This is a genomic window from Streptomyces chryseus (assembly GCF_014650755.1).
GTDB classification, from domain to species: domain Bacteria; phylum Actinomycetota; class Actinomycetes; order Streptomycetales; family Streptomycetaceae; genus Streptomyces; species Streptomyces chryseus.
Genome location: NZ_BMVO01000004.1, coordinates 205,239 through 217,466 on the forward strand (window position 1 = coordinate 205,239; position 12,228 = coordinate 217,466).

15 protein-coding genes are annotated in these 12,228 nt (G+C 72.7%); 7 read left to right on the forward strand and 8 right to left on the reverse strand.

The genetic code is table 11. From position 1 onward, the window contains the following. Positions 1-75: 75 nt before the first annotated feature. Positions 76-1,059 (forward strand): glycosyltransferase family 2 protein, encoded by a 984-nt coding sequence (locus IE185_RS09905; RefSeq protein WP_138895547.1) that lies wholly within the window; start codon positions 76-78, stop codon positions 1,057-1,059. After that, positions 1,056-1,505: a GtrA family protein gene (locus tag IE185_RS09910; protein ID WP_138895538.1), complete on the forward strand. Its 450-nt coding sequence runs from the start codon at positions 1,056-1,058 to the stop codon at positions 1,503-1,505. The genes IE185_RS09905 and IE185_RS09910 overlap by 4 nt, the downstream gene beginning before the upstream one ends. Here IE185_RS09910 and IE185_RS09915 read toward each other — a convergent pair. After that, positions 1,480-2,991, reverse strand: a complete 1,512-nt coding sequence (locus IE185_RS09915) for a DUF6056 family protein (RefSeq protein WP_373303702.1) — start codon at positions 2,989-2,991, stop codon at positions 1,480-1,482. The genes IE185_RS09910 and IE185_RS09915 overlap by 26 nt on opposite strands. Before the next feature lie 269 nt (positions 2,992-3,260). Here IE185_RS09915 and IE185_RS09920 point away from each other — a divergent pair, with 269 nt between their 5' ends. Beyond that, on the forward strand, positions 3,261-4,307 hold the full coding sequence (locus tag IE185_RS09920; RefSeq protein WP_138895537.1) for a LacI family DNA-binding transcriptional regulator: 1,047 nt from the start codon (positions 3,261-3,263) through the stop codon (positions 4,305-4,307). On the opposite strand, the gene IE185_RS09925 is transcribed toward IE185_RS09920, so the two are convergent. The 3 genes from IE185_RS09925 to IE185_RS09935 are packed head-to-tail and all read right to left on the reverse strand — an operon-like array spanning position 4,291 to position 7,801. Continuing rightward, positions 4,291-5,001 carry a sulfite exporter TauE/SafE family protein gene (locus tag IE185_RS09925; protein ID WP_138895536.1) on the reverse strand — a complete coding sequence of 237 codons (711 nt, stop codon included), beginning with the start codon at positions 4,999-5,001 and terminating at the stop codon, positions 4,291-4,293. The two genes, IE185_RS09920 and IE185_RS09925, sit on opposite strands and share 17 nt — an antisense overlap. After that, entirely contained in the window at positions 4,998-6,434 is a 1,437-nt protein-coding gene (locus tag IE185_RS09930) for an amidohydrolase family protein (protein ID WP_138895535.1), read from the reverse strand. Before IE185_RS09930 ends, IE185_RS09925 begins: the two co-directional genes overlap by 4 nt. Positions 6,435-6,457: 23 nt before the next feature. After that, positions 6,458-7,801 (reverse strand): uracil-xanthine permease family protein, encoded by a 1,344-nt coding sequence (locus IE185_RS09935; RefSeq protein WP_373303706.1) that lies wholly within the window; start codon positions 7,799-7,801, stop codon positions 6,458-6,460. 334 nt (positions 7,802-8,135) lie between these two features. Between IE185_RS09935 and IE185_RS09940 the strand changes: the two genes are divergently transcribed. From IE185_RS09940 to IE185_RS09950, 3 genes are all read left to right on the forward strand, one after another. Continuing rightward, complete coding sequence (locus IE185_RS09940) at positions 8,136-8,552, forward strand: SRPBCC family protein (RefSeq protein WP_138898279.1); 417 nt, start codon at positions 8,136-8,138, stop codon at positions 8,550-8,552. Between the two features lie 204 nt (positions 8,553-8,756). Beyond that, positions 8,757-9,101 (forward strand): MerR family transcriptional regulator, encoded by a 345-nt coding sequence (locus IE185_RS09945; RefSeq protein ID WP_138898272.1) that lies wholly within the window; start codon positions 8,757-8,759, stop codon positions 9,099-9,101. Between the two features lie 153 nt (positions 9,102-9,254). Further along, positions 9,255-9,395, forward strand: coding sequence for a hypothetical protein (locus IE185_RS09950; protein WP_167518923.1), 141 nt, complete (start codon positions 9,255-9,257; stop codon positions 9,393-9,395). 72 nt (positions 9,396-9,467) lie between these two features. Here the strand turns inward: IE185_RS09950 and IE185_RS09955 are convergent, their stop codons facing one another. After that, entirely contained in the window at positions 9,468-9,872 is a 405-nt protein-coding gene (locus IE185_RS09955) for a YidB family protein (RefSeq protein WP_138898273.1), read from the reverse strand. Between the two features lie 205 nt (positions 9,873-10,077). Between IE185_RS09955 and IE185_RS09960 the strand changes: the two genes are divergently transcribed. Continuing rightward, entirely contained in the window at positions 10,078-10,950 is an 873-nt protein-coding gene (locus IE185_RS09960; protein WP_138898274.1) for a hypothetical protein, read from the forward strand. A gap of 24 nt (positions 10,951-10,974) precedes the next feature. On the opposite strand, the gene IE185_RS09965 is transcribed toward IE185_RS09960, so the two are convergent. The 3 genes from IE185_RS09965 to IE185_RS09975 all read right to left on the reverse strand — a co-directional run bounded on the left by IE185_RS09965 (position 10,975) and on the right by IE185_RS09975 (position 12,159). Further along, positions 10,975-11,370, reverse strand: coding sequence for a hypothetical protein (locus tag IE185_RS09965; RefSeq protein WP_138898275.1), 396 nt, complete (start codon positions 11,368-11,370; stop codon positions 10,975-10,977). Then, complete coding sequence (locus IE185_RS09970; RefSeq protein WP_138898276.1) at positions 11,367-11,639, reverse strand: ribbon-helix-helix domain-containing protein; 273 nt, start codon at positions 11,637-11,639, stop codon at positions 11,367-11,369. Before IE185_RS09970 ends, IE185_RS09965 begins: the two co-directional genes overlap by 4 nt. Positions 11,640-11,757: 118 nt before the next feature. Continuing rightward, positions 11,758-12,159, reverse strand: coding sequence for a DUF2267 domain-containing protein (locus IE185_RS09975; RefSeq protein ID WP_138898277.1), 402 nt, complete (start codon positions 12,157-12,159; stop codon positions 11,758-11,760). Between the last annotated feature and the right edge of the window lie 69 nt (positions 12,160-12,228).

The window sequence follows — 12,228 nt, forward strand, 5'->3', positions numbered from 1 at the left end:
GCCCCCGGCGCGCCCCCGCGTTCCACTGGAGGCGGCAGCGCATGTACCGGGAACCGTGCATGGAGTGATATGACCATGGTCCAGATGTCGATCGTCGTGCCGTGCTTCAACGAGAGCGAGGTGCTCGCGGCCTTTCATGACGCCCTGGTCGCCGCTCTCGAACCGACCGGCTCGGCCTTCGAGATCTGTTACGTCGACGACGGCAGCCGCGACGCGACCATAACGATCCTGAAGGACCTCGCGGCGGCGGACCCGCGGGTGCGCTACACGTCCTTCAGCCGGAACTTCGGCAAGGAATCGGCGATGCTCGCCGGCCTGCGCATGTCCCGGGGCGCGGCGGTCGTCCTCATGGACGCCGACCTGCAGCACCCTCCCGAGTTCATCCCCCGCATGCTGGAACTGCACCAGCACGGGTACGACCAGGTCGTCGCCCAGCGCGACCGGGCCAACGAGGGCGTCCTGCGCACCGCCCTGTGCCGCGCCTACTACCGCCTCGTACGCCGCTGCATGAACGTCGAGGTCGTGAACGGGGCGGGTGACTTCCGGCTCCTGTCGCGCCGGGCCGTCGATGCCCTGCTGGCGCTCCCGGAGAACAACCGCTTCTCCAAGGGGCTGTTCTCCTGGATCGGCTTCGACACGGTCAGCTTCACGTACGAGAACGTCCAGCGGGCCGCCGGGAAGTCCAAGTGGAGCGGCCGCCACCTGCTGAACTACGGCATCGACGGGCTCATCTCGTTCAACAGCCGCCCGCTGCGCCTCGCCATCCACACCGGCCTGTGGCTCTTCCTCTCCGCCCTGGTGTACGCGCTGTGGATCATCGCGAACGTCCTGCTGGACGGTGTCGACACCCCCGGCTACGCCACGCTGATCACCGCCGTCGTCGCCCTCAGCGGGATCCAGCTCGCCACGCTCGGCGTCATCGGCGAGTACGTGGGGCGGATCTACGACGAGTCGAAGCGCCGCCCGCACTACGTGGTCCGGGAAACCGACGAGACCGCCACGGTGCTGGGACCGGGTCTCTCGCTGGAGCCCGCGGGACAGGCCCGGCCGGAGGGATGAACGCCCGGGGCCTGCGCCAGTTCGCCGCCTTCGCCGCGATCGGCGTCGTCAACACGGCCGTCTACTACGCGGTGTACGCCTCACTGAACATCTGGCTGCCCTACCTGGTCGCCCATGGGGTGGGCTACGCGGTGAGCGTCGTCGGATCGTTTCTCCTGAACTCGTACGTCACCCTCCGCACCAAGCCGACCTGGCGCGCCTTCGTCCGCTACCCCCTGTCGGGCGCGGCCAATGTCGTGGGCAGCGGAATCCTGCTGTACGTGGCCGTGAGCCGGCTGCACCTGCCGGAGAACATCTCCGCGCTCGCCGCCGGTGTGCTCGTCACGCCGCTGTCCTTCCTGCTGGCGCGGTGGGCCATCGTCTCCGGCGCGGCCGCCACCCGGGCCTCGGGCACGGCGCAGCCGCCGGGTGCGGAGCCGGTCACGGAAGCCGAGTCGAGTAAGTGACCCGGTCCAGGCGGTAGTAGTCCGCGACGCAGCCGGCCGGCCATGACTTGCGTCCCTTGCCCCCGAACGGCTCAAGCGTCCCGGCGACGGACAGCGGTGTGTAGGGCGCCGACTTCGCGCCCGCGGCCGCCTGTGCGCGCAGGAACCGGTCCTGGCGGTCCCACTTCTGGGCCCGTACCCGCATGTCCTGGCCGAGGTCGTGGAGCGGAACGGCCAGCCCGCCGACGGCCACCGCGCACACCACCGCGGCGACCGCCGTCGCCACGCCGGTACGCCGCTCGCGCCGGCGCGCCGCACGTCCCAGGAACGCGCCGGCGCCCACCAGGAGCAGGACGTACAGCAGCAGGTAGTCGTTCCAGGTGCGCTGGGCGGTCATCACCCGCGCGCCGAAGACCGGGTACGTGATGACGGTGCAGAGGTAGCCCGAGACCAGGAAGGCGAGGGTGCCGAAACCGGTCCACAGCAGCGGGCGGACGGGGAGCAGGACCGGTGCGCCCGCTGCCCGGCCGCGCGCCAGCAGGCCGAGCAGCACCCCCGCCGCGAGCGCGCCGGCGTACTGCCAGGTGGTGAGGACGGTCTCCAGGATGTGCGCGTACCCGCGCAGCGACGCGACGAGGGACTCCGGGGCCAGCATGGAGGTGCTTTCGAGGCCGAACCGCTCGCGCCGCCTGCGCCCGCCGGGGGACGTCATCAGGACGAGCGTTCCGATGCCGATTCCGGCCATGCCGGCCAGGGACCACCAGCGGGCGGCGGCGCGGGCCCGCTCGGTGAGGATCCAGCGGCCGAGGAGCACGATGCCCGCCAGTACCACCAGGCAGACCACCGACGCCTCCTCCGAGAGGGTGCCCATGAAGACGCCGGAGGCGAACACGACGGCCAGGGCGATCTCCCTGCCCCGGCGGCCGCGGGCCAGCAGGAGCGGGAGGGCGGCCGCGCACGCCAGTACGGGGGCCAGGGTGTGCGAGACGGAGGCGGCGGGCCAGTAGAACGTCTTGTAGGTGTTGGGCGTGGCGAAGAGGAAGACCGCCGTGATCATGGAGGCCACGAGCAGCGGCATGCCGCGTGGCGCCGTCCGGCCGGACCTGCGCAGCACCAGGACCGTCAGGGCCCACAGCACGCCGAGCATGACGACACCGCTGATCAGGGCGAACCACTGGTGGCCGGCGACGGGGAACTGCGCGTACAGGCCGACGAGCAGGCCGTTGCCGATCCGGCCGTTGTCGGTGACGTAGAACTTCTCGACCATTCCCCAGACGCCGAGGTCGCGCACCTTGGGCAGGAAGCACCACTCGTCCGCGCTGGGGCGGACATGGCGGCCCAGCCACGCGCCCGCCACGAGCAGTCCGAGCGGCAGCAGGCACAGGACCGCCGTCAGGACGCCCGTCCATGACCGGTGGAGACCCCGGCTCCTTCCGCTCCCCCGCCCCGGGCCGCCTCCGGCCGGTACCGGTTCGCGCGGAATGGCAACGCCCGGTGCAGCCGTCACAAGGCCTCCTCTTCTCCGCCGGGTCCCGATCCGAAAGCGGAACCTTGTCCACCGTTCGGCATCGTGACCCGGCGACGGTTCGTCCAGGCGGCAGCCCACGCCGCTCGGAGCCCCGTTTGCGCCCAATGGAGCAACCGGCGATGCCGCGTACGCGTGTGCGAAGGGGGGCCGGTCGGGGAAGATGTGGCTGTCCCGTGTCACCCGTCCGCCGGAGCGACTCCACCGCCGGAGTCACTCGTCCGCAGAAGCAGCGAGGAGCGTCAGCGCAGATGCCCACTTCCGGTCCCGGTGCACGACCGCCGACGATCGCCGATGTCGCCGCGGCCGCCGGGGTGTCGCGGACGACTGTCTCGCACGCGCTCAACGGCCTCGGCAAGGTCGACCCCCGGACCCGCGAACGCATCAAGAAGGTCGCCGCCGAGCTGGGTTACCGCCCGAACCTGCGGGCCCAGCGACTGCGCCGGGGGCAGGCGAAGGCCATCGCGCTCGCCTCGTCGATGCCCTTCGCGGTGGCCGGCGGGCCGTCCCGGCTCGGCTTCTACATGGAGGTCGCCGCGGCCGCCGCCGAGCGGGCGCTCGTCCACGACTACGCACTCGTCCTCGTGCCGCCCGTGCAGTCGGGGTCGGCGCTGTACTCGTTGGACATCGACGGCGCGATCGTCGTGGAGCCCGACGAGGACGACCGCGCCGTGGCGCAGTTGCGCGAGCGCCATCTGCCGTACGTCGCGCTCGGCCGGCCCATGTCGCCGGGCGACGACGCCCCGTACGTCGATCTGCGCGGCGGCCTGGTCGCCGAGCTGCTCCTGGCGCACCTGCGGGAGCAGGGAGCGCGCCGGCCCGCGTTGCTCATCGGCGCCGGCGCCCGCCACTCCGCGGTCGACGCCCGGGCCGCGTACGAACGCGTCGCCGCCGAGCAGGGCTGGGCACCTGTCGTGGTGACGGCCCCGGAGGAGGGCGGCGAGCAGGCCGGGTACGACCGCTGCGCCGCCCTGCTGGCCGAGTACCCGCGGACCGACGCGGTCTGCGCGCTCGTGGACGCGTTCGCGGTCGGCGCCGTACGGGCGATCCGGGACAGCGGCCGCGGGATCCCCGACGACGTCATGGTCGTCACGCGGTACGACGGTCTGCGGGCCCGGACCTGCGACCCCCCGCTGACCGCCGTCGACCTGCACCTCGACCGGGCCGCCGCCGAGGCGGTGGAGCTGCTGCTCGGCCGCCTCGGCGGCGTGCCGGGCGCCGGGGGGCCGGCCGCCGAGATGCCCGAGCCCCGGGTCGTGCCCCGCGCTTCGTCGCTGCGCGTCACGGCGCCAGCATGAGCACCGCCCCGGAGACGAGGGCGAAGGCCAGTACGAACTGGCGGGTCCTGCGGGCGTCGAGGCGGTGGTGCACCAGACGGCTCAGCCAGGCTCCCACCGCGAGCGCCGGCAACAGCAGTGCCACCCAGCCCAGTTGGGCCGGGCTGCCCTGACCGGTGGCGAACAGCAGCGCCAGCGAGGCGACTTCGCCGACTAGGAAGCACACCGCCACCGTGGAGCGCAGCTCGGCGGGCGGGCGGTGCTGGTAGACCAGCGCCAGGGGCGGCCCGCCGACCCCGGTCGCGGTCTCGGTCAGTCCGGTGACGGCCCCGGCGGCGACGTAGGCCCCGCGCCCGGGTGTGAACGCCGGGGCGGCGAGGCTCACCACCGCCGCCAGCACGGTCGCCGCCCCGACGAACAGGCCGAGGCTGCGGTCCGGGATGACCCACAGCAGCATGAGCCCGCCGGGGGTGGCGGCCAGCCGCGCCGCGGTGATCCAGCCCGCGCCGCGCAGGTCCAGGGAGTCCCGCTCGCGCCAGGCGACGTACGCATTGAGCGGGATCATCGACGCGAGCACGAAGACGGGGACCAGTCCCGGATCGAGGAGCCCCGCGACCGGCGCGACGATCAGCGCGAACCCCAGACCGCTGGAGCCCTGGACGAACGCCGCGACGGCCACGGTCACCGCGAGGACCGCCATCGTCTCCGTACTCACTGCGCCGCGCTCCCCTGGGCCCGGGCGCGCCGCGCGGCCGTGGACGTGGGGTGCACCCGGGTCACGGGGGCACGCAGCAGCACGTCACGGCTGAGCTCGGCGGCCCGCCGCACCAGCGCCGGGCCGTCCCAGTCGACCGGCCAGCCGCGCCACAGACGCAGCCGGCCCGCGACGAAGACGGCGGTGATCTGGTCGCGGTTGCCGCGTCGTACCAGCTCCCACGGCAGGTCCCAGGACAGCCGCATCTCGGGACCACTGACGTCGACGAGCAGGAAGTCGGCGGCGGCTGCCTCGGCTATTCGGCCGGTACGGGCGCCGAGCCCCACGGCGTCGGCGCCGCCCCGGGCCGCGTGCTCCAGCCAGGTCCAGCCGGCGCCGCAGGAGGAGTCTCCGGTGGCCAGCCCGTACGCGAGCCGCTGCGCGAACTCGGCGGCCTCGGCCAGGCGGAAGGCGTCTCCCCGGGTGCCGTCGGTGCCGAGACCGAACCGGATGCCGCGCTCGGCCATGGTGGTCGCCGGGGCCACCGCGTTGCCCTTCCAGGCGCTGGCGACGGGGTTGTAGCTCACGGCGGCGCCGGAGTCGGCGAGCAGGGTCAGTTCGCGCGGGGTGAGCAGGGTGGCGTGCGCGGCCAGCAACTGCGGCCCGAGCGCGCCCACTTCGTGGAGGTATTCCAGGGGGCGCAGCCCGTGCTCGACGAGGGAGCGTTCCACGGCGGCGAGATGCTCGTTGACGTGGATCTGGACGACGGCTCCCGCCGACGCGGCCAGCCGGGCGGTGTCGCGCAGGGTGCGGGCCGTCGCCGCCTCCGGGACGGAGACGGCGAGGGACGGGTGGATCAACTCCTCGGTGCAGTAACGGACGAGGTGCTTCTCGGCGCGGGCCAGGCTCGTCGCGGTGTCGGTGGCGTTGTCGGCGTCGTTGCACACGAGGCCGAGTACGCACCGGATTCCCGCGTCCCGGGCCGCCGCGGCCACCAGTTCCACGTCCACGTCGGCCCGGGTGCCCGCTTCGGCGACGGTGGTGAACCCGCCGCGCAGCGACTCGAGCGCGGCGAGCTTCGCCGCGACGTACACCGCCTCCTCGTCGAGGGCGCCCTCCAGGGGCACCCAGACCCGGCGGAAGATCTCGGAGGGCTCTCCGAAGGCCAGGGCGGCCCCGAAGGTCTGGGTGAGGTGGTGGTGGGCGTCGACGAAGCCGGGCATCAGGATCTGTCCGCGCAGCCTCACGGGCGTCAGGTGCGGGTGGGCGCGCTCCAGTTGCTCGGCCGGTCCGACGGCGAGGAACGTGCCGCCGCTGACGACGGCCGCGTAGTGGTCCATCGGTCCGTCGGGGGTCAGCACCACGTCGGGGGCGAGGAGCAGGGCGTCGCCGTCGGTGCGCAGTCGGTCGGGGGGCGGGCCCGGGAGGCCGGGCAGGTCGAACGGGTGGTTCATCGGGCTCTTTCCGCTGGGACGGGTCAGGAGTGCGGGGTGGGGGCGGGTGCGCCGCTGTCCGCCGGGGCCGGTGTGCGCGTGAGGCGGGGGCGCACGTGGTGGAAGAGGATGTTGAGTACGGCGGCGACGAACGCCCCGACGGCGACACCGCTTTCGAGCAGGATCCTCAGGCCCGGCGCGAAGCCGCCGTACACCCCGGGGATGAGGATCGGCAGCAGGCCGAGGGCGATCGCGACGGCGCAGATGAAGGTGTTGGTGTGCTGGTCCACGTCGGCGCGCCCCAGCATCTGTATGCCGAGCACCGTGATGACGGCGAAGACGACCATGGCGGTGCCCCCGACGACGGCCGACGGGACGACGCTGATGGCGCGGGTGGCGGGGGCCAGGAAGCCGATGGCGATGAGTACGACGCCGGCGGCCGCGGTGACGTAACGGCTGCGTACGCCGGTGACGCGGACGATGCCGATGTTCTCGCCGCTGGTCACCATCAGCGGCAGGCCGAAGAAGCCGCCGAAGAGGGAGGTCAGCGCGTCGCCGCGGATGGTCTTGGGCACGTCCGCGCGCTTGTCGATCTCCTTGCCGACGGCTTCCGCGTTGATCACGGTCTGGCCGGTGGCCTCCGCCATGGAGGCGAGGCTGTAGAGCATCAGCGGCAGGGCGGCGAGCAGGTTGAACTCGGGTGAGCCGAAGGGCAGGAGCTGCGGGACGCTCAGCAGGCCGCCTTCGGCCGCCCGGCCGGCGTCGACGGAGCCGAGCGCGAAGGCCAGGGCCGTACCCGCGATCAGGCCGAGCATGACGGCGAGCTGCCGCAGCACACCGGTGAACAGCCAGTAGAAGGCGACGGTGAAGCCGATGGTCGCCAGCCCGAGGAGGAGGTTGGTGGTGTCGGCGAAACCGGGCTGCCCGGGACGGCCGGTGACGAGCAGCGCGCCGACCTTCACCAGGTTCACACCGACGATGACGATCATCGTGCCGATGACGAGGGCGGGGAAGAACGCCAGCAGCCGGGAGAAGACGGGCAGTACGACGAAGTAGAAGGCGGCGGTGATGATCACCGCGCCGCTCGCGGTGGGCAGGCCGTGCTGTTCGGCGATCGCCAGGAAGAGGATCAGCGGGGCGCCGCCGGGCAGCATGACGAACGGCAGTTTGGGACCGAACTTCCACGGCCCGAGCGACTGGATCAGGCTTCCGACGCCGGAGAGCAGGAAGGCCGCCGAGAGCAGGTCGACGGTCAGGCCGGCGTCGAGCCGCAGGGTCGCGCTCATCAGGAAGATCGCCGAGATGGGGGTCGCGGCCATGACGAGTACGTGCTGGATGCCGAACAGCAGGATTCTGCCGAACGGGCGGGATTCGTCCACAGGATGGATCGGTTCGCGGGGGTCCGGCCCGGGGTGGGCCGGCTGGGGGTGAAGGGACGCGGGGCGGGGACTGGGCACGTTCGAGCTCCGTTCGGCTCGCTCCGGTTTCGACCGTGATCCGGCCCGGGACGGGGGCCACATCGACTCGGCCAAATCGATTTGGCCGCCAGTATGTGAGGGCCCGCGAGGCGCGTCAAGGGGTGGCGCGGGCGACGTCGGCACCGTCTCGGCATCTGGATGCGCGACCTGCGGCGAACGGGTGGTTGTGCGGGCGCGCGGCTTCATGTCCGACGAGTCGGGCAAGCGTTCGTCGGACGGTTTCGAGCCGAGGAATGGTGTGGTGATGACCGAATACGAGCGTTCACGCACGATGCCCGCACTGCCCGAGCAGGTCTTCGACCAGGCGGCCGACGTGGACCGACTGGACGCGTGGCTGCCGCGGGCACTGCACGTGCGCGCCGGGGAACTGCCCGCCGTCACCGTCCACGAGGACCGCACCGACCAGGACACCGCTGCCCTGTTGCGCGCCCACAAGGAGCAGATGCGGCTGGAGTGGGGAACGAGGGACCAGGGCGGCTACGCCGGGTGGCTCCAGGTGGCCGGCATCGGCAGCGGGGCCACCGAGGTGACCGTGCACCTGTCCTTCTTCGACGAGGAGCACGACCCCGGCGAGAAGGCCGTGCACGCCGCCCTCGACGACAGCCTCGAACGGCTGGAGCAGCACGTACGACTGCGTGTCGACGGCGGGAGCGGCGGCTGATCCATCGTGCGGCATGCCTGAATATCTGTTGCGGCGGCGATAGACATCCACGCCCCGCGTCGCTAAGGTTTGCGATACTGCCCACAGATCAGCGCATCGCGCGGAAACCGGCCCAGCTCGGAGCCGGTGGATGGCGCAAGAACCTCGGGGCCCCGGTGCCGTTACGGCGCCGGGGCCCCTCGACGCGTCCCAGAAGAGGTGCAAATGACGCAAGAAGCCCACCCGCTCACCCCGAGAACACCCGCCACCACCGACCGGCTCGACGACGACGACTATCCGGCCTACACGATGGGCCGCGCCGCCGAGATGATCGGCACGACGCCCGGCTTCCTGCGCGCCATCGGCGAGGCCCGGCTCATCACCCCTCTGCGGTCCGCCGGCGGCCACCGCCGGTACTCCCGCTACCAGTTGCGCGTCGCGGCCCGGGCACGCGAGCTCGTCGACGCCGGTACGCCGATCGAAGCCGCCTGCCGCATCGTCATCCTGGAAGACCAGCTCGAAGAAGCCCTGCGTCTCAACGAGGAACTGCGCAAGCCGCCCACCGCATGACACCGTCCTGGTGGGCGGACCTCCGCCGCGCCCGCTGGACGGGTCCGCCGGATCGCAGGAAAGGTGCCGTGCGGCGAAAATTGGTGTGTGCAGGGCCGCGCCCTTCGACGGCCACCGGCCACACCAACGGCTCCCGGCAGTGAGGATCCAGCGATGACCGAACAGTCACCTTCCCAGGCAGAGGGCGAGCGCGAGGGCGAGAAGCACGAGGACGTACGGCAGACGACGCCGTCCCAGGCGGAGGGAGAGCGGGACGACAACGACGAGGGCACACCGGAACCCGGCCCCGCGTAGGCACCCCGCCCCGGCCGTCGACGTCACCCGGCCCGGCGCGACCGGCAGGTGCGGCGTCAGAGGGTCATGACGTCACGAGGTGTGCGACTTGATCAAGTCTTCCAATGACGTGTCGTGCGGAAGCTGTCCCCCGGGCGTCAGCCTGTCCACCGCCTCCGGCAGGACCTGCGCCAGCTGGTCGGCCGCCTCGGCCGCGCTCAGCCCGGCTCGCCGGCCGACCTCGTCGAGCGTGTCCGGCGGCAGCGCTCCCACGAGCTGCGTGCCGTCGATGGGCTCGTTGGGGCCCGCCGCCACCCAGGAGTGCGCCTGGTGGCCCAGACCTCCTTCGCCGAGCGCCGCCAGCAGCCCGTCGAGCGGGTTGCCGGTTCCCGCCGTACTGCCGCCCAGCTCGTCAAGCAGCGAACCGAGCAGGTCGGCCCTTGCGTCGTCGCTCCCCAGCAGCCCCCGGAACAGACGCCCCAGATCCTCTCCCGCCACGGCCAGCCCTCTCCTCGTCGGTACCCGTACACGCCGGTGGGGCGTCAGCGACCCCGCGGCCGATCGTGCCATCCGCCTTCCCCGTCGGCGTTCCGCTACGCGGGAAGTCACCCGTATACCGGGGCGCGCTAGGCCGATCGCGACCGCCGGATCGCCGCTTCGCGCCCGGTCGGACGGATGATGGGAGCGGGTGAGAGGGAGAACCGTGGACCTGGAGAGCGTCACCGACGAGCTGTACGGCCTGCACCCGGCCGACTTCACGCCCGCCAGGAACGAGCGGGTGGCGGCGGCCCGCACGGCGGGCGACCGCGAGCTGGCGGGGCGGATCCAGGCCCTGCGCCGCCCGACGCTGTCCGCCTGGGCGAGCAATCTGCTCGTACGCCGACTGCCCGAGCAGGTGCGGCCGCTGCTGAGTCTCGGCGAAGGCATGCGCCAGGCCCACCGGGAGCTCGACGGGGAGCAGTTGCGGGAGCTGGGCCGGCGCCAGCACGACCTGGTCGGCGCACTGGCCCGGCAGGCGCGGCAACTGGCCGCCGACGCCGGGCATCCGGTCGGCGAGGACGTGCGGCACGAGGTGGAGAGCACCCTGCACGCCGTTCTCGCCGACCCGGAAGCGGCGCGGGAGTGGGCTGCGGGATGCCTCACCACATCGCTCAGCCCGCCGGTCGGATTCACCGCTGCCACCGCCCCGGAGGCCGTGGTGCGCGAGGCTTCCCGTCCCGCCGTCACCGACAGCGGGACGAGAGAGAAGACAGGGAAGAGGGATGAGCGACAGGACGAGCGGGAGCAGAGGGCGCGTGCGGAGCGGCGTGCCCGGGCCGAGAAGGCCGAGAAGGACGCGAGAGCCGCGGAAGAGCGGGCGCCGGCCCGCGAGGAGGAACGCAAGCGGGCGGAGAGCCGGCTGCGGGAGGCCGAGGACGAGGTGTCCTCGCTGGCCGAGCGACTGAAGGCCGCCAAGGAGCGGCAGCGGGCGGCCCGCGACGAGGTCGCCGAGGCGCGGAGCCGCGCCCGGGAGGCCGCCGCCGAGGCGCGCGCGGCCCGTCGCCGGGCCGAGGAGGCCGCGCGCCAAGCGCAGTGACGGCGGAGCCGACCGGCCGGCCGGTTACGGCAGCTCGACCGTCTCGATGCCCGGGTGCATCTTGTGCAGCTCGGCCGGGCGGTCGGTGATGACCGGCCAGCCCGGTCGCCGCAGGGCGAGGTGGCCGGCGTGGGCGGTGGCCAGGTCGACCTGCGCCATGGTGGCGAGTTCCGCGACGGCGAGCGCGGCCGGGCGGTCGAGACGGTGGAACTCGAAGACCGGAGCCGCCAGCGCGAGGTCGACCTGCTCCCGCCGCCGGGGTGAGATGTCGTGGCCGATCAGGCCCGCGGCCAGGGCCGTGGTGGGGACGTACAGGACCTGGATCTGCTCGACCGAGACGACCAGCCGGGCCACCATGAAGGGCCGGCCGAGGACGAGTTGCCTTATGGCGCCGGCGTCGAGGATGTATCCGCCGATCACGCGGCAGCGCCCCCCGCGTCGTCTCCCCGCCGGTCGGAGGCCCGCGCCCACTCCACCGCCTCGGCCCACTCCTCGACGCCGGCCCGTTCGACCTCGGCGGCCCAGCCCTCGATGATGCGCTGGGCGCGTTCCTCGCGGCCGAGGCGCTCCTCGACCGCCTCGGTCACGTACGCCGACACGGACTCGATGCGCTTCTCCTTGGCGAGCCGCCGCAGCGCGGCCGCGCTCTCCGCCGGGATCGTGATGGTCACGCGTTCCTTGTCCGCCATACGGCAAGCGTACGGCCGTATGCACCGAACCGGCAGCGGGCGGGAGGCGGGAAGCACACAGAAGGGGGAACGCTCGGCGAGCGTTCCCCCTGTCGGCAGGCGGCGTTCCGCAGCGGGCTCAGGCGGCTGCCGGGGCCAGTTCGGCGCGGCCGAAGAGCAGGGCGTAACCCCTCGGCAGTACGGCGGTGATGCGGCGGGTGAGGTCGTCGCCCACGCAGTCGGCCACCACGCCGAGCACGGAACTCACTCCCCATCGCGCGGCCGGGTGCGTGAGTCCCCCGAGTCGCGCGGCGACGGCTTCGACGAACTCCGGTGCGGTCAGGGACCGGGCCGCCGGGGCCTGGCGGGCGAGGATGACGGCCGCTTCCACGGGCAGCAGGCGCACCAGTTCGCGGCGCTCTTCACCACTGGTATGTGTGCCCAGCACAGTCAGTACGGTGCGCAGGACGCGCTCCGCCTCGGCGTCGGTGGCGTACTGCCCTGAGGCGCGGACCTGCTGTACGAGTTCGTTCCACCGCATCACTGTGGCTACCTGCCTCTCTGCTGTTTTCGTGATGACCGGAGGTATCCGGTTGTTACTCATGTGGTG

Coding starts and splice junctions, on each gene's coding strand:
- IE185_RS09905 (WP_138895547.1), top strand. CDS start 76: ATGGTCCAGATGTCGATCGTCGTGCCGTGCTTCAACGAGAGCGAGGTG.
- IE185_RS09910 (WP_138895538.1), top strand. CDS start 1,056: ATGAACGCCCGGGGCCTGCGCCAGTTCGCCGCCTTCGCCGCGATCGGC.
- IE185_RS09920 (WP_138895537.1), top strand. CDS start 3,261: ATGCCCACTTCCGGTCCCGGTGCACGACCGCCGACGATCGCCGATGTC.
- IE185_RS09930 (WP_138895535.1), bottom strand. CDS start 6,434: ATGAACCACCCGTTCGACCTGCCCGGCCTCCCGGGCCCGCCCCCCGAC.
- IE185_RS09940 (WP_138898279.1), top strand. CDS start 8,136: ATGACCGAATACGAGCGTTCACGCACGATGCCCGCACTGCCCGAGCAG.
- IE185_RS09945 (WP_138898272.1), top strand. CDS start 8,757: ATGACGCAAGAAGCCCACCCGCTCACCCCGAGAACACCCGCCACCACC.
- IE185_RS09950 (WP_167518923.1), top strand. CDS start 9,255: ATGACCGAACAGTCACCTTCCCAGGCAGAGGGCGAGCGCGAGGGCGAG.
- IE185_RS09970 (WP_138898276.1), bottom strand. CDS start 11,639: ATGGCGGACAAGGAACGCGTGACCATCACGATCCCGGCGGAGAGCGCG.
- IE185_RS09975 (WP_138898277.1), bottom strand. CDS start 12,159: ATGCGGTGGAACGAACTCGTACAGCAGGTCCGCGCCTCAGGGCAGTAC.